Raw genomic sequence first — 21,613 nt, 5'->3', positions numbered from 1 at the left:
ATGTGCCCCTGCTCCTCGCTAACGGATGCGCACCCCGGCGGGCACTGCGGCGCGCCCGTCGACCAGTTCGCGGTACCCGGTCACGATCCGGCGCAGCACCTCGTTGCCGCCGACGTCGTAGTAATGATCATCGATACGGCTGACCGGGAGGATCTCGCACGCCGTGCCGCACAGGAACGCGCCGTCCGCCTCCGCCGTGAACGACGGGGGCAGATCGCCGACCGTGCACGCGATGCCCTCGCGCTCGGCGAGCGCCAGCACACACGCGCGGGTGATGCCCTCGATGGTGCAGCGGGTCGTCGGGGTGTGCAGCGCCCCGTCCCTGGTGAAGAACAGGTGCGCCCCGGTGGCCTCGACGAAGTTGCCCCGGTCGTCCAGGAGCAGCGCGTCGTCGAAACCGGCGCGCAGCGCCTCGTTCTTGGAGACCGTGCCGATCATGTAGTTGCCGGCCGCCTTGCTCTTGACCGGCGCGTACTCCGGCGAGGGACGCCGGTAGCGGCCGGTCACCAGGGAAATACCCTTCTCCAGGGCGTCGGTGGCCGCGTAGTAGCCCTCGGGGAGTTCCCAGGCGGCCACCGAGGTGTGTACGGAGGTGTGCAGGGCGGCGGTCTGGATGATCTCCGAGCCGCGCCAGGCGTTCATCCGGACGTAGCCCTCGGTGATGCCGGCCTCGGCGACGACCGCGAGGGTCGCCTCGTACAGTTCCTCCTCCCCGTACTCCAGGTCGAAGTCCAGGACGCGGGCCGAGGAGCCGAGCCGGGCGATGTGCTCGCGCAGCAGGAACGGGGTGCCGCCGTAGACGCGGATGCCCTCGAAGACGCTGGACGCGTAGTGCAGTCCGTGGCTGAGCACATGGAGTCTGGCGTCGGCCCAGTCCACGAGGGAACCGTCGTACCAGATCTTCCCGGTGCGCTGGTCGAAGGGGAGCACGGGGTGCCTTTCAGAGCGCGAGGTCGAAGAGCGGGTGCGGGAGGTCGCCGACGAGGGCGATGAAACGGCGCTGGTGCTCGGTCAGGCTCCGGACCGAGACCCCGTGCAGGGCAAGGGGGTTGATCGGGTACATCACCAGCGTGTTGGCCCGGTACGGCACCGTCGCGACCTCCTCGACATAGCCCGGGTCGATGTCGAAGCGGGTGTCGCCGTACTCGGAGGCGCTGGTGCGGAACCTGTGCGCGCCGGGCCGGTACTTGTAGAGCACCAGGTCGCCGCCGACGGCGTCGTCCTCGGGCAGCCGCATGTAGAACAGGCCGCCGAAGAGCTTGTACGGCTTGTCCACGTGCGGTCCGCGGTAGCTGGACGGTCGGCCGGTGACCGCCGAGTTGATGACCGCGGTGCAGTCCAGCAGGATGCCGTGGGTCTCGAAGGAGTCGCGGTTGCGGCGGCCCACCCGCAGGTCCCGCAGCGGGCCGGTCCGTTCCTCGGTGCCGGGGAGGTTGGCGAGCAGGTCCTCCTGGAAGAGGTCGAGGAACTCCGTGTAGAAGGCGGGCGAGGCGTGGTAGGTCACGAAGTCCTTCCACACCCGGGGCATCGACGGGTCGCCCAGGACCATTTCCGACATGTAGTTGTAGCGCTCGTTGGAGGTGATCGGCTTGCCGATCCGCTCGCCGATGTACTCGGCCGTCGGCATCGACTCCGACAGCGCCTCGTAGAGGTCCTTCGGCAGCGCGTCGGGGACGACGATGTGCGGGAACGGGTCGCGGCGGATGTCGTCCTTCGTGACACCCGCCAGCAGGGAGGTGATCGCGGGCGAGGTTTGGGTCGTGTCGGTCATGGGCGCGGGCTTTCCGTGAGAGGGGCGGGCGTGAGACTGCGCGCGGAGAGCCAGGTCTCCAGCATCAGCAGGGACCAGAGCAGCTCGGCGGCGTGCGGTGCCGGGCTCTCGGTCTGGGTGCGGAGGACGTCCTGGACGGTGTCCCGCCGGACGTAGTCGCCGCACCGGGCGTTCGGGCCGAGGAGAAGGTCGCCGATCATGTCGTACAGCGCCTCGCCGGGCCTGATCATCGCCGTGACGGGCAGGGTGAACGGCTGCTTGGGGCGCTCCACGATGCCGCGCGGCACCCAGCGCCGGGCCGCCTCGGCGACCGGCGCCTTCACGGTGTCCCCGGCCACCTTCACGTGCGCGGGCAGGGCGTGCGCCAGGCGCATCACGGACGGCTGGAGGAACGGCATCCGGGCCTCCACCGAGTGCGCCATGCTCAAGTGGTCGACGCGGCGCAGGATGTAGTACGGGAAACGCTCGGCCTGGTCGTAGCGCAGCAGCGTCTCCAGCTTGCCGTGCCGCCCGGAGCGCACCCGGCGGTCGAGTTCGTCCCCGCTGCGGTCGGCGAAGAAGCCGCCCGTCGCCCGCACGAGCGCCAAGTAGTCCGGCGTGTAGAGGCGTTCGAGGGCGGCCGTGTCCGCGGCGGCCATCGTGCCCTGGTAGGTGCGGTGCCAGGTGGCGGCGCCGTCCCGGTCGGCCTTGACGAACCGCGCGTACCCGGCGAACAGTTCGTCGGCGCCGTCGCCGGTCAGCGCGACCTTGAACCCGGCCTCGTGCACCGCCTCGAACAGGGCGTACGTACTGAGGCTGTGCGGGGCGTTGTTGGGCTGGTCCAGGCTGCGCGTGAACCGCTCGACCAGCGCCGGGAACCCGGCCGGGTCCAGCAGCACCTGGTGGTGGTCGGTACCGCAGTGGCGGGCCACCTCGGCGGCGTGATGGCGTTCGTCGGCCGGCCAGTCGCCGTGGTAGGCGATGTTGAACGAGGCCACGTCGTCGACCAGCCGGGCCGCGAGGGCGGTGGTGTAGCTGGAGTCCAGGCCCCCGCTGGTGATGACGCAGACCGGCACGTCCGCGTCGACCATGCGGCTCACCTCGGTGCGCAAGCACGCGTCCAGCAGCTCGGCCGCCGCGGCGACGGTCGGTTGGCCGTCGGGCCAGGGCGGCTCGGCGGGGTCGAGCGGGGTGCGGGTGAGGGTGATCCGTCCGTCGGTGAAGCGCAGCGCCGAGCCGGGTTCCAGGGTGCGGACCCGGGAGTAGACCGTGCCGGGTCCCCAGACGGCCCTGCCGCCCAGGTAGCGGTCGACGGCGAGCGGGTCCAGCTCGTCGGGGAAGTCCGGGAAGCGGCTCAGGGCCCGGAGTTCGGAGGCGAAGCGCAGGCGTCGGCCGTCGGCGGACAGGTAGTAGTAGAGCGACTTCATGCCCGCGTGGTCGGTGAACAGCTTCAGCTCGGGCGCCTGCCGCTCGTCGACCAGCGCGATGGCGAACATGCCCTCCAGCCGCGAGACGAAGGCGTCCCCGTACCGCTCGTACAGCGGCAGCAGCACCTCCCCGTCGCAGTCCCCGCCGAAGGAGTACCCGGCGGCCCTCAACTCCGCCCGCAACTGCCGGTGGTTGTAGATCTCCCCGTTGAACACACAGGTCAGCCGCCCGCGTACGAAGGGCTGGTGGCCGGAGTCAACGCCCTGGATGGCCAGCCGGTTCGCACCCAGCGCCCACCCGTCACCGGCCCGCCGGGTCTGCTCGTCAGGCCCGCCCGGCACCATGGCCGCCGCCACCGCGTCCAGTACGCCCGGCGCGGCCCGTTCGCCGCCGAAGCAGCCGTAGATACGGCACACGGCTCAGACCTCCTTCGCCGCCACCGCGGCGGCCGCCGGCACCGGGGACCGGGTGCCGCTCTGGCGGGCCTGCGGGTAGTGCCGGGCGAGGAACTCGGTGACGATCTCGACCTGCCGCAGGATGTCGTCGAGCTGCGCCGGGGTGGGGCTGACCCCGTGCCCGTCGAGCGCGCTGTTGCCCGTCTTCAGATGCACCGGCGCGGCGGCCCGGACGATGTCCGGGGCCTCGTACGTGCGGATGAACCCGCCGGACATACGGGGGTTGTCGACATGGCAGTCCAGCGGGATGCGTACCGACTGGCGCAGCGCCGCGATCATCGGCAGGGTCAGATCGCGCACCGGGTTGAAGCTGTTCGCGCCGAGCATCTCCAGTAACTGGGCCGAGGCCGGGTTGCCCTGTCCGCAGTGCGCGGAGACCTTCAGATGGATGTCGGCGGGCAGTTCACCGGCGCCGCGCAGCCGCCCCAGCACCCACAGCAGGCCCTCGTCGTAGACGACGAAGCCGCGCACCCCGAGGGCGATGCCGCGCTTGACGTCCTCGACGGCCCGGACGATCTGCTCCTGCCCGCGCAGCCGGTACCCGATCCGGGCCCCCTCCGGGGTCTGCACCCCGCCGCCGATGTCGTAGGTGGCACGCGGGCCGACCGACATCAGGATCTCGGCGCCGTACTCCTCGCCGAGCGCGACATACGTGCCGATCTCGCGTTCCGTGTGCCGGTACATGCCACGGGTCTCGGTGATCCGGTTGATGGTGAAGCCGCGGCGGCGGCTCTCGGCGAGCAGGGTCTCGGCGGCCTGGACGGTGTTCACCGTGGGCACCTCGATACGGAAGTGCCCGCCGTCCGGGAAGGTGCCCTCGGAACGGGGGACGCGCTCCGGGTCGCCCAGAGGCAGGCCCAGCCGGGCGAGTTGTCTGCGGGTCTGGTCGTAGAACGAGGTCGGGGCCATCACCGGGTCACCTCAAAACCGAGTCGGTCGGCCATCCCGGCCACGATGTCCTCGGCGATGCGGATCGATGCCGCGCGGTCGGGGTGCACGACCTGGACCTCGCCGAAGTTGCCGAGGTTGCCCCGGCAGGGAAGGAGGGTGTCGCCGTCGGGGAAGCGGACGGTGAGCGAGTGCAGGGCGTCGCCGTACGCGGCGGCGGCCCAGTCGAGGTCCGGTACGTGCTCCGGCTTGGGCTGCGCGTCGGCGGCGCCGAACCAGCGGACCGTGGCGTACCGGGTGAACGTGCTCGGGGTGGGCTCGATCCGCTCGCCGAGGTGGATACGGACCAGCAGTTCGAAGATGTCCCCGCCGCCGGCCAGCCGGAACAGGTTCGGCAGACAGGAGCCCATCAGCCGCGGGTTGACCTCGATCAGCCGGGGCGTGCCGTCGTCCCCGAGCATGATCTCGACGTGGAAGATGCCGAGCCGCAGCCCGAGCGCGCCGACGACGGCCTCCGCGAACTCCATGACCCGGTCGTGGTCCTCGGCGCCGATCCCGGCGGGGATCGTCGTCCCGGTCTCCAGTGCCTCGTGCCGGTGCCACGTGGACCGCTCGCTGACCGCCAGGCGCAGGAACCGGCCGTGCGCCAGGCCGATCTCGGCGGACAGGAACCGCCCGTCCAGGTACTCCTCGACCAGGATGCCCGCCGCGTACACACCCGCACCGGCCCGCGCCAGCACCTCGGCCAGCTCCCGCTCCGAGGCCACGACATGGGCGCCCTCGCTGCCCGAGCCCCGGGCCGGTTTGACGACGACCGGGTAGCCGGTGGCGGCGGCGAAGGCGGCGGCCCCCTCGAAACCGTCGACGACCGTGTGCCGGGTGCTGTCGACCCCGGCCGCCGCGAGGACGTCCCGGCAGCGGTCCTTCTGCTTGGCGGTCTCGGCCGCGGCGGCGTCGGTGAACGGGATGCCGAGCTCCCCGGCGATCCGCGCGACCGGGACCACCAGCGCGTCCACGGTGGCGACGAACCCGTCCACCGGCCGTACCTCGTGCACGGCCCGGACCCGGGCGCGCAGGGCGTCCAGGTCGGTGGCGTCCTTCAGGACGTGCACCTCGTCCACGAACCGGGCGTAGGGGGAGGAGTCGAAGTCGATGTTCTGGGCCTGCTCCATCACCTGGGAGCGGATGAGCGTGACATGGTGGCCGAGCCGCTTGGCCGCCTCGAACGCCGGGGCGTTGCCGGCCTTCCAGGTCACGAAGACCACGTGCTTCATCGGGTCCTCCTCGCGAACCGCTGGCCGATCCGCACGTAGCCCGGGGTGGTGGTGCCGGGTGTGGGGATGAAGGAGATGGAACCGGCGAGGATGTTCCTCTCGGACATGGAGCTGAAGCCGCCCGCTCCGGAGAGCACGAGGTCGCCCTCGTCGAGGCACTGCCACGAGCCGTCCCGCTGCCGCTCGGAGTAGGCGTAGCGCAGGTGTTCGGCCCCGCGGTCGACCCGGAGCCGGTAGCCGTCGGAGGCGTACAGCCCGGCGCAGTCGTCGAGTTCCATCTCGAACGGGCGGCCGGTGCGGATCAGGCCCTCTCCGGTGAAGGCCCGCAGCAGGTCCTCGTAGAGCCCGAAGGCCGGGTAGGCGTTGGCGAGCAGGAGCAGGAAGGAGCGCCGCTCGGGGAAGATCTGGACGAAGTTGTGATGGCCGCTGCCGTTGGAGTTGAAGCCGAAGGCGGTCGGCCCGAACATCAGCCAGCCCAGACCCCAGGCGTGCATGAAGTGGTGTCCCGGGACCGGGATCTGCGGGGTGCGCATCTGCCGGGCCAGCTCGGCCGACAGCAGCCGTTCGCCGTCGGGGGTGACCCCGTCGTCCAGGGCGAGCCGGGCGATCCGCGCCACCTCCTCCAGCGTCAGGCAGACGGAGAAGGACCCGGCGGCGTCGTCGGCGATGGTCTGCGGCGGAGGGTCGTGGCGCACGTACCGCTTGTGTTCCTCGGTCCACACATAGCCGGTGGAGACCGAGCGCCCGTAGTGCCCGTCCTCGGTGCGGGTCTCGGGGATCTCCTTGATGCCGAGCGGGGTGAGCAGCAGCTCGTTGAGCGCGCGGCGCCAGGGTTTCCCGTACAGCTTCTCGATCAGTCCGGCGACGATGGAGGTGCCGACCGCCGAGTACGCGAACACCTCGCCGGGTTCGAATGTCTGGCCGTACCGGGACAGGCTGTCCAGGTAGGTGTCCAGGTCGGGCAGGTCGGTGTCGTGCCAGACCTCGTAGGAGTCGTCGACCCCGCTGGTGTGCGAGAGCAGGTGGCGCAGGGTGACCTCGACCGTGCGGCCGTCGCGGCGCCGGAAGGCGTGCGGCAGCAGGCCGTGCAGCGGTTCGTCGAGGCCGACGAGGCCGCGGTCGACGAGGCGGAGCGCGACGAAGGCCAGCATGGCCTTGCTGATGCAGGTGACACGCTGCCGGGTCCGCGGCCCGTAGGGGGTGCGGGAGTCGGTGTCGGTGACGCCGTAGTACATCAACTCCAGCCTGCCGTCGGCGAAGACGGCCACCCCGGCCCCGGGAACCCCGTGCCCGCGTGCGGACTCGCGCAGGGTGTCGGCCACCGCGGGCGCGTCCGTGGCCGCCCGTTCGCGGGCGTGGCGCAGCAGGGCCGCCTGTTCGGCCAGGGTGCGGTGACCGTGGATCTCGGCCACCCGGACGGGCCGACCGGCGGCGTCGGAGAGCCGCGCCGCGAGCAGCGTGGCCAGCAGGGAGTGCCCGCCGACGGAGAAGAAGTCCAGGTCGGGGGAGATCCCGGTCAGGCCCAGCAGCTCGGACCAGATCCGGGCGACGTCGGCCTCATCCCCGCTGAGGGCGGCTGCCGGGGCCGTACCCCAGTCGATCGCGCGGGCGGCCAGCGCCTTGCGGTCGACCTTTCCGTTGGGCAGCCGGGGCAGCCGCTCCTCGACGAGGATCTTCGCGGGCTGCATGTAGTGCGGCAGCTTCCCCCGCAGATGCGCGGCCATCGCCTCGGCCGTCACCTCGGCGCCGTCCAGGCCCACCCAGCACACCAGCCGGGTGTCCGGGCCGCTGCCCACCGCCAGCGCCGCCACGTCCCGCAGGCCCACGACCTCCCGCAGCACCGACTCGATCTCCCCGAGTTCGATCCGGAAGCCCCGCACCTTCACCTGGTTGTCCCTGCGGCCCAGGAAGCGCAGTTCGCCGTCCTCGGTCCAGCGGGCCAGGTCCCCGGTCCGGTACAGCCGCCCGCCCGGCACCGGGCCCAGCACTTCGGGGGCGGGCACGAACACGGCGGCCGTCCGCCCGGGATCGTTGATGTAACCGCCCGCCAGCCCGTCACCGCCGAGACACAGCTCCCCGGCGGCCCCGTGCGGGACCGGCCTGCCGTCGGCGTCGAGCAGATAGGCGACCGTGTTGTGGACCGGGACGCCGATGGTGGGGGCCTCGTCGACCGGGCCGGTGAAGCACTTCCACGTCGAGTACGTGGTGTCCTCGCTCGGCCCGTACAGGTTGTACAGCCGCTCCACCCGCGTCCCGGCGAACGCGGCGTTCACCAGTTCCTTGGACAGCGGCTCGCCCGCCACATTGAGCACCCGCACCGAGTCCGGCACCGCCGCCCGCTGGAGCAGCACGTTCAGGGCGCTCGGCACGGTGTTGACCAGCGTCGGCCGCAGCCCGGCGTCCTCCGTGAGGGCGAGGACGTTGTCCACGACCACGACACAGCCGCCCCGGGTCAGCGGCGCCCACAGCTCGTACACCGACAGGTCGAAGTTGAGGGAGGTGGAGAACAGCACCCGCGCCAGGTCCCCGGTCCCGTAGGTGGCCTCGGACCAGGCCAGCAGCGCCACCACATTGCGGTGCCCGATCACCACGCCCTTGGGCACGCCGGTCGATCCGGAGGTGTAGATCAGGTGGGTGGTGTCCTCGGGGCCGACGGCCGTGCCGGGCGGGGTGTCGTCCTCGGCGGACGCCTTCTCCCACAGCTCCGGCCAGGACAGCGCGGTCGCGGGGACCCCGGCGAGCCAGTCGGGGGCGGTGTCCCCGTCGTGGACCACGGCGGCCATGCCGGCGCTCGCCGCGATGGCGGTGAGCCGGTCGGCCGGGTAGGCGGGGTCGAGGGGGACATAGGCGCAGCCCGCCTTGTGGACCGCCAGCAGCAGGGCCACGGCGCGGTGGGTGCGGGGGAGGCAGAGTCCGACCCGGGAGCCGGGGGCGATCCCGCCCGCGGCCAGGGCGCGCGCCAGCCGGTTGGCCTGCCGGTCGAGCCCGCGGTACGTCAGCACCGAGCCCTGCCATTCGACGGCCGGGGCGTCGGGGGTACGCGCCGCCTGCGCCTCGACCAGGCCGTGCACGGTGGCGCCGCGGTCGTAGGGGAGGGCGGTGGCGTTGAGCCGGTGGAGCAGGTACCGGCGTTCCTCGGCGGAGGGCAGCTCCAGCTCGCGGACGGGTGCCTGGGGGCGCCGTGCGGCGTCGCGCAGCAGGGTGTCGAGGTTGGCGGCCATGCGCCGGACCAGTTCGGGTGCGAAGAGCGCGCGGTCGTAGCGCAGGGTCAGCCGGTCCGGGGCGATCGAGAGCAGCAGCGCGAAGTCCTCGGGGGCGGACGGGGCGCGGACGGTTCCGACCCGCAGCCCGGCACCGAGGTCGAGGGGGACCCCTGCGGCGCGCTGATAACGGTCCTCAAGGACGGCGGCCAGCTCCGCGAGGGTCAGCCCCTCGACGTCGTACGACCGCACGGCCCGGCCGTCCCGCGCCAGCACGATGTCGTCCTGCCCGCCGTAGCGGTGGACCAGCACGGTGAACGCGGCGTGCACCAGCTCCGGCGGCCAGGAGCCGGAGGACCAGGAGTGTGTTCCGGTGCCCGTCCGCGGTTCGGCGCCGTCCCGGACAGGTAATTGCAGTGCCGGTGCCTGTTCCGGCGCCTGTTCCGGCGCCGGTTCCGGTGCCGCAAGGGACGATTCGGCGGAGATATCGCCCACGGTCATGGTGGTTCTCTCCTCGCTTTTTGAATTCGGGCCGCGCGGCATGCGCCCATAATCGGGATGAGCCGAATGACGGCCACGCCGGAATAAATGAAAAGGGCATGCCGGGATTTCGGCGATCAGGCCGTGACGCAGTCCGCGGCGGCCTTTTGGCTGCGCAGCGCCCAGGCGGTGACGGCCGGCATCGCGGCGCCGACCAGAGCGAAACCGGCCGCCATCACCAGCCAGCCGAGCCCCTGGAACTCGATCACGAGCCAGGTCAGCAGCGCGGGAGCGATCATCTTGCCCAGGTCCGCGCCCATGGCGTACGTGCCCTGGTACTGGCCCTGGGCGTGCTCCGGCGCCAGGCCGAACGACAGGCCCCAGCTCCCGGCGGACTGCCGGATCTCGCCGAGCACATGGGCGAGCGCGCCGAGCAGCAGCAGCGCCCCCGCGACCGTGGCCGAGGCGGCACCGGTCAGGGAGAACACCAGACAGGCGGCCGCGATGCACAGCGACCCCGAGCGCGAGGCCCTCGCCGCCGCGGGCGGTTCGTCGGTGCCGCGCGCCGCCCGGACCTGGAGCAGCACCACGGCGACCGTGTTGGTGAGCAGGATCGCGGCGATCATCCACCGGGGCGCGTCGGTCTCGTGCAGCACCCACAGCGGCAGCACCACGTCGAGCAGCAGATTGTGCATGGACAGCAGCCCGTCCAGCACGATGAAGGTCAGATAGGGCCGGTCCCGCAGCACGATCAGCGCCGGTCCGGGCCGGGCCGGCTGCGCGGGCACGGCGGGCAGCAGCAGGGTGAGCAGCCCGGTGGCCAGGTAGGTGGAGGCGTTCAGGACGACGGCCAGCCGGTACGCCCCGACCGAGTCGACCGTCAGCAGCAGTCCGGCCAGCGCCGCGCCCACCGAGACGCTGACATTGCTGGTCGCCCGCAGATAGGCGCGCACGGTCACCCGCTGCTCCGGCGGGATCAGCCCCGCCACCATGGCCATCCGGGCGCTGCGGCTGGCGCTGTAGGCGACGGCCTGCACGCTGACCACGGCCACGTACTGGGCGAAGCCGTCCACCGCGAGCAGCGCGGCGGTCAGCGGACCGAGCGCGAGGAAGGACCAGACCTGGACGGAGCGCGGTCCGATCCGGTCGGCGAGATGGCCGGTCGGGGTGGAGACCGCGAGCGCCACGCCCGCGGCGATACCGACGCCCACACCGAACTGGCCGGGCGTCAGATGAAGGACGGTGATCGCGTAGATGGCGTTGAGCGCCATCCAAAGGCCCTGGCCCAGGGTGTGGACCAGGGTGATGCCGGTGAGGACACGCGCGGGACCCTGTGCCGGGAGGAGCCGGCTCAGCATGGCTCCGCCGCGTTCTCGGTTCTGCCGGTCGTGCACGTCAGGATCGCCAACATGCCCCATACCTCTCGTTCAGCGCCATTGCCAACGACAAGATTCGGGTAATTCCCCCGTGAGTTCGAGGCCGAGATTGTCGGCCTTCCGTGCTCTATCGAATCGGGGTTTTCGCGCGGCTGTCCAGGAATCAACCTGTGGTGCGGGTCACATTCGAGCAATCCTGTAGCCAGGCTTAAGCAAGCGGAAAAGAAAAATGCCCCGGCCGTGAAAATCTGTTTCGCGACCGGGGCTGCGGTTTTTCCTCGCTCAGCCTCCGTAGGCCCCGGAGGCCGTCAGACGCAGCGCGGTGTCGATCAGCGGCACGTGGCTGAAGGCCTGCGGGAAGTTGCCGACCTGGCGCTGCAGGCGGGGGTCCCACTCCTCGGCCAGCAGCCCGAGGTCGTTGCGCAGGGAGAGCAGCTTCTCGAACAGCTTGCGGGCCTCGTCCACGCGGCCGATCATCGCCAGGTCGTCCGCCATCCAGAACGAGCAGGCGAGGAAGGCGCCCTCGTCGCCGGGCAGTCCGTCCACGCCCTCGTCCTCGCCCTGGGTCGGGTAGCGCAGGATGAAGCCGTCCGGCGTGGACAGCTCCCGCTGGATCGCCTCGATGGTGCCGATGACCCGCTTGTCGTCCGGCGGCAGAAAGCCCATCTGCGGGATCAGCAGCAGCGAGGCGTCCAGTTCGGTGGAGCCGTAGGACTGGGTGAAGGTGTTGCGCTCCTTGTCGTAGCCCTTCTCGCACACGTCCCGGTGGATGTCGTCGCGCAGTTCGCGCCAGCGCTCCAGCGGGCCGTCCGCGTCACCGGACTCGATGAGCTTGATGGTGCGGTCCACGGCGACCCAGGCCATCACCTTGGAGTGCACGAAGTGGCGGCGCGGGCCGCGCACCTCCCAGATGCCCTCGTCCGGCTCCTGCCAGTGGTCCTCCAGGTAGCGGATGAGCTTCAGCTGGAGCAGCGAGGCGTAGTCGTTGCGGGCCAGACCGGTCATGTGGCCCAGGTGCAGCGCCTCGGTGACCTCGCCGTACACATCGAGCTGGAGCTGGTGCGCGGCGCCGTTGCCGACCCGGACCGGCGCGGAGTTCTCATAGCCCGGCAGCCAGTCCAGCTCCGCCTCGCCCAGCTCGCGCTCGCCGGCGATGCCGTACATGATCTGGAGGTTCTCCGGGTCGCCCGCGACCGCGCGCAGCAGCCACTCGCGCCAGGCGCGGGCCTCCTCGCGGTAGCCGGTGCGCAGCAGCGAGGACAGGGTGATCGCCGCGTCCCGCAGCCAGGTGTAGCGGTAGTCCCAGTTGCGCACGCCGCCGATCTCCTCGGGCAGCGAGGTGGTGGGCGCCGCGACGATGCCGCCGGTCGGGGCGTAGGTGAGCGCCTTCAGCGTGATGAGCGAGCGGATCACGGCCTCCCGGTAGGGGCCGTGGTACGTACAGTGCTCCACCCACTCCCGCCAGAACTCCTCGGTCGCCTCCAGCGACTGCTCCGGCTCGGGCAGCGCCGGCGGCCGGCGGTGCGAGGGCTCCCAGGAGATGGTGAACGCGATCCGGTCACCGGGGCCGACGGTGAAGTCGGAGTACGTCGTCAGCGCCTTGCCGTAGGTCTCGCAGTCGGTGTCGAACCACACCGAGTCCGGGCCCGCGACGGCCACCGTACGGCCCTCGTGCTTGTGCACCCACGGCACCACCCGGCCGTAGGAGAACCGCATCCGCAGCGCCGAACGCATCCGGACCCGGCCGGAGACCCCCTCGACGATCCGGATCAGCTGCGGGGCGCCGTCACGCGGGGGCATGAAATCGATCACCCGGACCGTGCCGCGCGGGGTGTCCCACTCCGACTCCAGAATCAGGGAGTCCCCCCGGTAACTGCGGCGGTCGGCGGCCGGCGGCCGGGCGTCCGACGCGTGCGCCGGGCCGAGCCGCCAGAAACCGTGCTCCTCGGTACCCAGCAGACCGGCGAAGATGGCGTGCGAGTCGAAGCGGGGCAGGCACAGCCAGTCCACTGTGCCGTCCCGGCAGACCAGTGCGGCGGTCTGCATGTCTCCGATGAGTGCGTAGTCTTCGATGCGCCCGGCCACGTGCAACTCCAGTCGAACGGCCACGTCACCCCCCGAACAGGAAAAGGGGGGCGGTCGCTAGTGCGGTCAAGGGGTCGTTGTAATGCGTCGTTGAGCGGTGAAGCAAAGCAGCCGCTCCGCCGTGAGGCAAAACGTCAATTGTTGCTCAACGAACTGACGAGCTCGCGTTGTTCCGGTGGTACGGGCGGGGGTGGTGCCGTCGTGCCGGTCCGGCTCGGCAGTGAGTGTCCGAGCAGGATACGACGCACGTAGATGATCTGCGTGCCGCTCCGGACAACGCGGATGGGCCGAACGGGTGAGCAACGAGTGATAAACCCGTGCACCTTGTTGGCTCCGTGTCGAGGTGTGCGCGGAGCGTGGCCGGAAGCCATCGCCCCGCGGCGCTGATACCCTGGTAGCCCGTGGACCGGTGGGAGAAAAACCCCCGAACCGCAGCGACGGCGACTCCGGAATCTCCGGCGGTCCAGCCGCACCGCACCCCAGACCGCGACCACGGGAGCCCCCCTTTGGCCATGCCGCCCGCTGCTTTCCGAAACAGCACAGCCACGACGACCAAGCACATCTTCGTCACCGGGGGTGTCGCCTCCTCGCTGGGCAAGGGCCTCACCGCCTCCAGCCTGGGCATGCTGCTCAAGGCGCGGGGCCTGCGCGTCGTCATGCAGAAGCTCGACCCGTATCTCAACGTCGACCCCGGGACGATGAACCCCTTCCAGCACGGTGAGGTCTTCGTCACCAACGACGGCGCCGAGACGGACCTGGACATCGGACATTACGAGCGCTTCCTCGACCGTGACTTGGACGGCTCCGCCAATGTCACTACAGGACAGGTCTACTCGACGGTGATCGCCAAGGAGCGGCGCGGCGAGTACCTGGGCGACACCGTCCAGGTCATCCCGCACATCACCAACGAGATCAAGCACCGCATCCGCCGCATGGCGACGGACGAGGTCGACGTGGTCATCACCGAGGTCGGCGGCACGGTCGGCGACATCGAGTCGCTGCCGTTCCTGGAGACCGTGCGTCAGGTCCGGCACGAGGTCGGCCGGGACAACGTCTTCGTGGTCCACATTTCCCTCCTCCCGTACATCGGGCCCTCGGGAGAGCTGAAGACGAAGCCGACCCAGCACTCGGTTGCGGCCCTGCGCAACATCGGTATCCAGCCGGACGCGATCGTGCTGCGCTGCGACCGCGAGGTGCCCACCGCGATCAAGCGGAAGATCTCGCTGATGTGCGACGTCGACGAGGCCGCCGTGGTCGCCTGCCCCGACGCCCGCTCCATCTACGACATCCCCAAGACCGTGCACGGCGAGGGCCTGGACGCCTACGTCGTCCGCAAGCTGGACCTGCCGTTCCGCGACGTGGACTGGACGACCTGGGACGACCTGCTCGACCGCGTCCACAACCCCGACCACGAGATCACCCTGGCCCTGGTCGGCAAGTACATCGACCTGCCCGACGCCTATCTCTCGGTCACCGAGGCGCTGCGCGCGGGCGGCTTCGCCAACCGGGCCCGCGTGAAGATCAAGTGGGTCACCTCGGACGACTGCAAGACCCCGGCCGGCGCCAAGGCACAGCTCGCCGACGTCGACGGCATCTGCATCCCCGGCGGCTTCGGCGACCGCGGTGTGCTCGGCAAGGTCGGCGCGATCCGCTACGCCCGCGAGAACAAGATCCCGCTGCTCGGCCTGTGCCTGGGCCTGCAGTGCATCGTGATCGAGGCGGCCCGCAACCTCGCCGACATCAACGACGCCAACTCCACCGAGTTCGACCCGGCCACCTCCCACCCGGTCATCTCCACGATGGCCGAGCAGCTGGACATCGTGGCCGGCGAGGGCGACATGGGCGGAACGATGCGCCTGGGCATGTACCCGGCCAAGCTGGCCGAGGGCTCCATCGTCCGCGAGGTCTACGACGGCAAGGAGTACGTCGAGGAGCGGCACCGGCACCGCTACGAGGTGAACAACGCCTACCGCGCGGAGCTGGAGAAGAAGGCGGGCATCGTCTTCTCCGGCACCTCGCCGGACGGCAAGCTCGTGGAGTACGTCGAGTACCCCCGCGATGTCCACCCCTACCTGGTGGCCACGCAGGCGCACCCGGAGCTTCGGTCGCGCCCGACCCGCCCGCACCCGCTCTTCGCGGGTCTGGTCAAGGCGGCGGTCGAGCGCAAGACGGGTAAGTAACACACGGGTTGTTACGGTGGCCGGGGTGTGCGCGTTCAGGACGCGCGCGCCCCGGTTTCCTCTGCGCAGGTGAGCGCGGAACTGGGTACGTGGGGAAGGGCAGGGCATGACGATCAAGGACACCCCCCAGGAGTGGGAGGTCCGGGCGACGGACACCCCCTTCGTGGGCAACAAGACCTCCGTCCGCACGGACGACGTGGTCATGCCCGACGGCCATGTGGTCCGCCGCGACTACCAGGTCCACCCCGGCTCGGTCGCCGTCCTCGCCCTGGACGAGGAGGACCGGGTGCTGCTCATCAAGCAGTACCGGCACCCCGTGCGGCAGAAGCTGTGGGAGATCCCGGCCGGACTGCTCGACGTCCCCGGCGAGAACCCGCTGCACGCCGCGCAGCGCGAGCTGTACGAGGAGGCGCACGTCAAGGCCGAGGACTGGCGGGTGCTGACCGACGTCTACACCACACCCGGCGGCTGCGACGAGGCGATCCGCATCTTCCTGGCCCGCGATCTGTCGGAGGCCGAGGGGGAGCGGTTCGCGGTCGAGGACGAGGAGACCGACCTGGAGTACGCGCGCGTGCCGCTGGATGAGCTGGTGCGCGGCGTGCTGGCGGGGGAGCTGCACAACAACTGCCTGGTGGTGGGCGTGCTGTCGCTGGCCTCTGCGCGGGCCTCCGGCCGGTTGGACGAGTTGCGTCCGGCTGACGCGCCTTGGCCTGCGCGGCCGTTCGAGGCGTAGCGCCCACGGCCGTTCGAGGCCTGACGCCTACGGGGGTGCCGGGAGCTGTCGTATCGCGGCTGCGGGTTCGTCGTGGCTTGTCGCGCAGTTCCCCGCGCCCCTTATCGCCTGTGCCTTTTCACTGCTGAGTCCTACGATCTGTTGATCCGATCGGGGGGTCTTGGGTTGCGGCGTCGCGCTCCACACAGTTCGTCGCAGAGCGTGAACTAGGCTCTGAAACACGCCCGTACCGGAATCCCGGCGGGCTTGCGCGTGCGTGGGACGGGAGTGTGGCCCGTGACGGATCAGGCGGTGGACACAGACGGCGTGAGAGTGTCGGCTGACGGTCAATTCCTGGGCCGGACACGGGAGTTGAAGGAACTGCTCGCCGATATCGAGCGAGCCGGACTGGACACCCTCTCCGGGAAGAAGGCCCCCCGCGCGCGGGTGCTGCTCATCGCCGGCCGCCCCGGCTCCGGCCGCACCTCCCTCGCCGAGGAACTCGTACGGCAGGTCGCCGACCGCTACCCCGACGGCGTGCTGCGCGCCCGGCTCAGCGAACCGGACGGCGCCCCCGTCCCCGTGGCGGCCGTCGCCCGGGAACTGCTCACCTCCCTGGACCTGCCGACGCCGCCCGGTGCCGCCGAGGACGACCTGACCGCGGCCCTGCGCGAAGGGCTCGCCGACCGCAGGGTCCTGCTGCTGCTCGACGACGCGGCCACCGCCGAACAGGTCGACGCCCTGCTCCCCGACACCCCGGACTGCCTCGTCGTCGCCGTCTCCGCGGGACCGCTCACCGGGATCGCGGACGTGCGCCCCTGCACGCTCGGCGGACTGGACACCAAGTCGGCGGTGGAACTGCTGTCCCGGCACGCCGGATCGGTCCGGATCACCGTCGACCCGCGTGCCGCCGAAGGGCTCGTCGAGGAGTGCCAGGCGCAGCCCGCCGCGCTGATGCTGGCCGGCGGCTGGCTGGCCGCGCGACCCAAGTCCGCGGTCGCCGACCTCGCCAAGCATCTGCACGCCGAACTCGACGAGGACAGCACGGCCACCCCGCTCGCCCGGGTCTTCCGGCTCGCGCACGCCTCCCTGCCCGCCCCGGCCGCCCGGATACTGCGACTGCTCAGCCTCGCCCCGGCCGGACTGGTCGACCCGCACACCGCCTCCGCGCTGGCCGGCTGCTCGGTCAGCAGCGCCCGCACCACCCTGGACGACTTCGTCGCCCTCGGACTGCTGCGCACCGTGGACTCCCCCCTGCCCGAGTACGAGGTGCCCGGCTGTCTGCACCCCCTGCTCAAGTCGCTCACCGAGGTCCACGACCGGGCGGCCGAGCTCCAGCTGGCCCGTGCCCGGATGCTGGAGCGGACCGTACGGCTGCTCCAGTCGTGCCGCGCGATCACCGAGACCGATAGTCCGCAGGCCCGCGAGAAGCTGCTCGGTATGCCGCGCTCGCTGCGCTTCCCCAGCCCGCGCGCGGCGGCCGACTGGCTGCGCCTGCGCAGACCCGCCCTGCTCGCGGCGGCCCGGCTCGCCGTCGCCGACGGGGACCTGGACACCCTGGCCCGGCGGCTGATGTCCCAGCTGGTGCGGGCCATGGTCGCGCACTTCGGCACCCAGGCCGCCGCCGCCGACCTGTACGGCATCCACGGATTGGTACTGGACGTGGCCGAGCGCCGGAACCTGCCCCGCGAGCAGGCCGCCGCACTGCTGAACCTGGGCGATCTGGACGCCCGCACCGGGCGGACCCGGGAGGCGCTGGCCCGCTACCGGGCGGCACTGGATGCCGGACGCGCCGCGAACGATCCGTACGCCACCGGCCGCGCGATGGAATCCGTAGGCGGGGCGCATCTGGAGCTGGGGGACTACGACCGGGCCGCCGACTGGTTCGGCCGGGCGCTGGCCCAGCGGCTGGCCCGCGACGAGCGCGCCGACGCGGCCCGGCTCTACGGCCGGATCGGTGCCGCGCACACCTTCGCGGGCCGCTACGGCGAGGCGCAGCGCAACTGGCGCGCGGCCGTCGCCGGGCACCGGCGGTGCGGCGATGTCGCCGCCCACGCGCGGGCGTTGAGCGAGCTGGCGCGGGTGCAGGAGTACGCGGGGCGCATGGATGAGTCGCTGCACACCTGCCAGGAGGCGGTGGAGTGGGCGCGGCACGCCGAGGACACCCGGCTGCAGGCCGCGCTGCATCTGCGACTGGCCGACACGCTGGAACATCTCGGGGACCCGGCCGCCGCCCGACTGCACCGCGGGGCCGCCGAGCGCATGCTGGGTGAAGAGCCCCTGGACGGGGAGCCCGAACTGGAAGAAACCCCAGTAGAGGGGTAGGGCCTGCGAAATCCGTAGTGCATCAGCTGAAGATTGATGCAATGAAAGGCTAGACAGCGGGAACGCCTTCATTAGACTGGTTCTGCCGCACCTTCTCCTGCGGTGTCTCCCAGTGTGCCCCGCATGCCTGGGTATGTCTTGTAATGCCCCCATACCCTCTGATCCAAGGACCGTGATCGACGTGAAGGTCGGCATCCCCCGCGAGGTCAAGAACAACGAGTTCCGGGTGGCCATCACCCCCGCCGGCGTGCACGAGCTGGTGCGCTACGGCCACGAGGTCGTCATCGAGCGCGGTGCCGGTCTCGGCTCCTCGATCCCGGACGACGAGTACGTGTCGGCGGGCGCCCGGATCCTGGACACCGCCGACGAGGTCTGGGCCACCGCCGACCTGCTGCTGAAGGTCAAGGAGCCGATCGCCGAGGAGTACCACCGTCTCCGCAAGGACCAGACGCTCTTCACCTACCTGCACCTGGCCGCGTCCAAGGAGTGCACGGACGCCCTGATCGAGTCCGGCACCACCGCCATCGCCTACGAGACGGTCGAGCTGCCCTCCCGCGCCCTGCCGCTGCTCGCCCCGATGTCCGAGGTCGCGGGCCGGCTGGCCCCGCAGGTCGGCGCCTACCACCTGATGCGCTCGGCCGGCGGCCGCGGTGTGCTGCCCGGCGGTGTCCCCGGCACCCAGCCCGCGAAGGCGGTCGTCATCGGCGGCGGTGTCTCCGGCTGGAACGCCACCCAGATCGCCGTCGGCATGGGCTTCCACGTCACGCTGCTCGACAAGGACATCAACAAGCTGCGCGAGGCCGACAAGGTCTTCGGCACCAAGGTGCGCGCCATCATGTCCAACGCCTTCGAGCTGGAGAAGGCCGTCCTCGACGCCGACCTCGTCATCGGCGCGGTGCTCATCCCGGGCGCCAAGGCCCCGAAGCTGGTCACCAACGAGCTGGTCTCGCGCATGAAGCCGGGAAGTGTTCTTGTCGACATCGCGATCGACCAGGGTGGCTGCTTCGAGGACTCGCACCCCACCACGCACGCCGAGCCGACCTTCAAGGTGCACGAGTCGGTCTTCTACTGCGTCGCCAACATGCCCGGCGCGGTTCCCAACACCTCGACGTACGCGCTGACCAACGCCACGCTCCCGTACATCGTCTCGCTGGCCAACAACGGCTGGGTCGAGGCGCTGCGCCGCGACCCCGCGCTGGCCAAGGGCCTCAACACCCATGACGGCAAGGTCGTTTACCGCGAGGTCGCGGAGGCGCACGGCCTGGAGCACGTGGAGCTGGACTCCCTGCTCGGCTGACCGTCCGACCTCGGCGAACGGTTAAGTCACCTTTTCGTAAAGGCGATTCGTCAACATCGGGTCGTCAACGTCGCCCACCCGGCCGGACCTTGCCCGCAAGGTCCGGCCGGATGTGTGTATGGTCACTTTGCGCAGCTCGGTCAACTCGCCTCGAACGTAGGCCTTCGACCGATTCGCACACCGGTGAAACCTACCGTGCGACGGCCGTACGCCCTTGACAGAGGGATGTTTCATTGCCGACACATCGTGCCGGGTCCGGTGGATTGTGTTGCTGCGGACGCCCGACACGCCATAGAGTCGCCGACTGTCGGCATGGTGCCACGCTGACCTTGTCTAGAAGTTTCCTGGTCACCAAGGAGGTAAGACGACTTGTGAATGAGTCGACATTTTCTCCCGGGGGTGGTCAACCAGGAAGCCCTGCGCGGGGCCAGGCTCCCGCGGGGTTCGAGGCTGTCGGCTCCGTCGCGGTGCGCACCTTCGCAGCCCACCAGAGTCACCAGCAGACCGGCGTGACTCTGTCAGCACACCAGAGCATGGATGGCCATCACGTGAACGCCATGGCCGGCGACGGAAGTGGCGCGCCCCACAACCACTTCGCCGACTACGACGAACTGCCCGACGGGCACTTCTACGACCCCGACGCGGAGTACGAGCCGGACCCCGAGTACGCGGCCACGCTCGCGCCCGACGCGGCACGCCAGCGTCGTGAGCGCATCGGCCCGACCGGACGGCCGCTGCCGTACTTCCCGATCCCGGGCCCGCTGACCGATCACGGACCCGCGAAGATCATCGCGATGTGCAACCAGAAGGGCGGCGTCGGCAAGACGACGTCGACCATCAACCTGGGTGCCGCGCTGGCGGAGTACGGACGCCGGGTTCTCCTCGTGGACTTCGACCCGCAGGGCGCGCTGTCGGTCGGACTCGGTGTCAACCCGATGGAGCTCGACCTCACCGTCTACAACCTGCTCATGGAGCGGGGCATGTCGGCCGACGAGGTCCTGCTGAAGACCGCGGTCCCCAACATGGACCTGCTGCCCAGCAACATCGACCTGTCGGCGGCCGAGGTCCAGCTGGTCTCCGAGGTCGCGCGCGAGTCGACGCTGCAGCGTGCCCTCAAGCCGCTGATGGCGGACTACGACTACATCGTCATCGACTGCCAGCCCTCGCTCGGCCTGCTCACGGTCAACGCCCTGACGGCCGCGCACAAGGTGATCGTGCCCCTGGAGTGCGAGTTCTTCGCGCTGCGCGGTGTCGCGCTGCTGACGGAGACCATCGAGAAGGTCCAGGAGCGGCTCAACCCGGAGCTGGAGCTCGACGGCATCCTCGCCACGATGTACGACTCGCGCACGGTGCACAGCCGTGAGGTGCTGGCGCGTGTCGTCGAGGCGTTCGACGACCACGTCTACCACACGGTCATCGGGCGCACGGTGCGCTTCCCGGAGACCACGGTCGCCGGTGAGCCGATCACCACGTACGCCTCCAACTCCGTCGGTGCCGCCGCCTACCGCCAGCTCGCCAGGGAGGTGCTCGCCCGGTGTCACGCCGAGTGAGTCTGCCGGGGGCCGACGAACTGTTCCGTACGACAGGGGGGATGGCGCTCCAGGCGTCCACTCCCCGGCGAGGGGCCAACGGCGAGGCCCGGGTGCCCGCACCGGCGGGGGAGAGCGACGGCGCCGCGGCGGAGGACGCGCCGCAGTCCGTGCCCGCGCAGGGCGGGGACGGCGAGGGAGCGGAACATGTCGCGGCGGACGCCGAACCGGCGGAGACCGCGGAGTCCCGCAGCCGCGCCGCCGCCCGGCGGCAGGCTCCGCAGGAGGACGCCCCGGCGGCACCGCGCAAGCGCGGCCGGGCCGCGGCCCGGCGGCCCAGCGGACGTGAGCGGCACGACGAGAAGATCACCGTGTACGTGTCCGCCGAGGAACTGATGGACCTGGAGCACGCCCGACTGGTGCTCCGCGGCGAGCACGGGCTCGCCGTCGACCGCGGGCGGATCGTCCGGGAAGCGGTGGCCGTGGTCCTCGCCGACCTGGAGACCCGCGGAGACGCCAGCATCCTCGTACGCCGCCTGCGCGGACGGTAGCGGTAGCCTGCGGGGGCTATGACCTCGAACCGACCGCCCCCACCCCCGCCCGCCCCGCCCCGTCCCGGGGCCCGCAGGCGTGC

14 protein-coding genes are annotated in these 21,613 nt (G+C 70.9%); 6 read left to right on the top strand and 8 right to left on the bottom strand.

Going from position 1 to position 21,613, the window contains the following annotated elements:
* Positions 1 to 18: 18 nt before the first annotated feature.
* From GA0115233_RS33815 to GA0115233_RS33780, 8 genes are all read right to left on the bottom strand, one after another.
* Complete coding sequence (locus tag GA0115233_RS33815; RefSeq protein ID WP_093724158.1) at positions 19 to 930, bottom strand: aminotransferase class IV; 912 nt, start codon at positions 928 to 930, stop codon at positions 19 to 21.
* A gap of 10 nt (positions 931 to 940) precedes the next feature.
* A complete protein-coding gene (locus tag GA0115233_RS33810; protein WP_093724157.1) occupies positions 941 to 1,771 on the bottom strand; it encodes a hypothetical protein in 831 nt (276 codons plus the stop codon).
* Entirely contained in the window at positions 1,768 to 3,594 is a 1,827-nt protein-coding gene (asnB, locus tag GA0115233_RS33805; protein ID WP_093724156.1) for an asparagine synthase (glutamine-hydrolyzing), read from the bottom strand. The genes GA0115233_RS33810 and asnB overlap by 4 nt, the downstream gene beginning before the upstream one ends.
* Positions 3,595 to 3,597: 3 nt before the next feature.
* On the bottom strand, positions 3,598 to 4,542 hold the full coding sequence (locus GA0115233_RS33800; protein ID WP_176712037.1) for a peptidase: 945 nt from the start codon (positions 4,540 to 4,542) through the stop codon (positions 3,598 to 3,600).
* A complete protein-coding gene (locus GA0115233_RS33795) occupies positions 4,542 to 5,795 on the bottom strand; it encodes an ATP-grasp domain-containing protein (protein WP_093724155.1) in 1,254 nt (417 codons plus the stop codon). Before GA0115233_RS33795 ends, GA0115233_RS33800 begins: the two co-directional genes overlap by 1 nt.
* Positions 5,792 to 9,496: an amino acid adenylation domain-containing protein gene (locus GA0115233_RS33790; RefSeq protein WP_093724154.1), complete on the bottom strand. Its 3,705-nt coding sequence runs from the start codon at positions 9,494 to 9,496 to the stop codon at positions 5,792 to 5,794. Before GA0115233_RS33790 ends, GA0115233_RS33795 begins: the two co-directional genes overlap by 4 nt.
* Positions 9,497 to 9,612: 116 nt before the next feature.
* Positions 9,613 to 10,833: an MFS transporter gene (locus GA0115233_RS33785; RefSeq protein WP_093724163.1), complete on the bottom strand. Its 1,221-nt coding sequence runs from the start codon at positions 10,831 to 10,833 to the stop codon at positions 9,613 to 9,615.
* Positions 10,834 to 11,133: 300 nt separating this feature from the next.
* Positions 11,134 to 12,936: a glycoside hydrolase family 15 protein gene (locus GA0115233_RS33780; RefSeq protein ID WP_093724153.1), complete on the bottom strand. Its 1,803-nt coding sequence runs from the start codon at positions 12,934 to 12,936 to the stop codon at positions 11,134 to 11,136.
* Between the two features lie 512 nt (positions 12,937 to 13,448).
* Between GA0115233_RS33780 and GA0115233_RS33775 the strand changes: the two genes are divergently transcribed.
* From GA0115233_RS33775 to GA0115233_RS33750, 6 genes are all read left to right on the top strand, one after another.
* Entirely contained in the window at positions 13,449 to 15,116 is a 1,668-nt protein-coding gene (locus GA0115233_RS33775; protein WP_093724152.1) for a CTP synthase, read from the top strand.
* 106 nt (positions 15,117 to 15,222) lie between these two features.
* Positions 15,223 to 15,849 carry an NUDIX domain-containing protein gene (locus GA0115233_RS33770; protein ID WP_093724151.1) on the top strand — a complete coding sequence of 209 codons (627 nt, stop codon included), beginning with the start codon at positions 15,223 to 15,225 and terminating at the stop codon, positions 15,847 to 15,849.
* Between the two features lie 276 nt (positions 15,850 to 16,125).
* Entirely contained in the window at positions 16,126 to 18,153 is a 2,028-nt protein-coding gene (locus GA0115233_RS33765; RefSeq protein ID WP_093724150.1) for a tetratricopeptide repeat protein, read from the top strand.
* Between the two features lie 172 nt (positions 18,154 to 18,325).
* On the top strand, positions 18,326 to 19,450 hold the full coding sequence (ald, locus tag GA0115233_RS33760; RefSeq protein WP_093724149.1) for an alanine dehydrogenase: 1,125 nt from the start codon (positions 18,326 to 18,328) through the stop codon (positions 19,448 to 19,450).
* Positions 19,451 to 19,821: 371 nt separating this feature from the next.
* Positions 19,822 to 21,000 carry a ParA family protein gene (locus tag GA0115233_RS33755; protein WP_093724148.1) on the top strand — a complete coding sequence of 393 codons (1,179 nt, stop codon included), beginning with the start codon at positions 19,822 to 19,824 and terminating at the stop codon, positions 20,998 to 21,000.
* Entirely contained in the window at positions 20,985 to 21,530 is a 546-nt protein-coding gene (locus GA0115233_RS33750) for a hypothetical protein (RefSeq protein WP_093724147.1), read from the top strand. Before GA0115233_RS33755 ends, GA0115233_RS33750 begins: the two co-directional genes overlap by 16 nt.
* Positions 21,531 to 21,613 lie beyond the last annotated feature (83 nt).

This window comes from Streptomyces sp. DI166 (assembly GCF_900091315.1).
Classification (GTDB): domain Bacteria; phylum Actinomycetota; class Actinomycetes; order Streptomycetales; family Streptomycetaceae; genus Streptomyces; species Streptomyces fuscus.
Note: the sequence above shows the minus strand (reverse complement) of the source record. Positions and strands in the feature narration are given on the sequence as shown.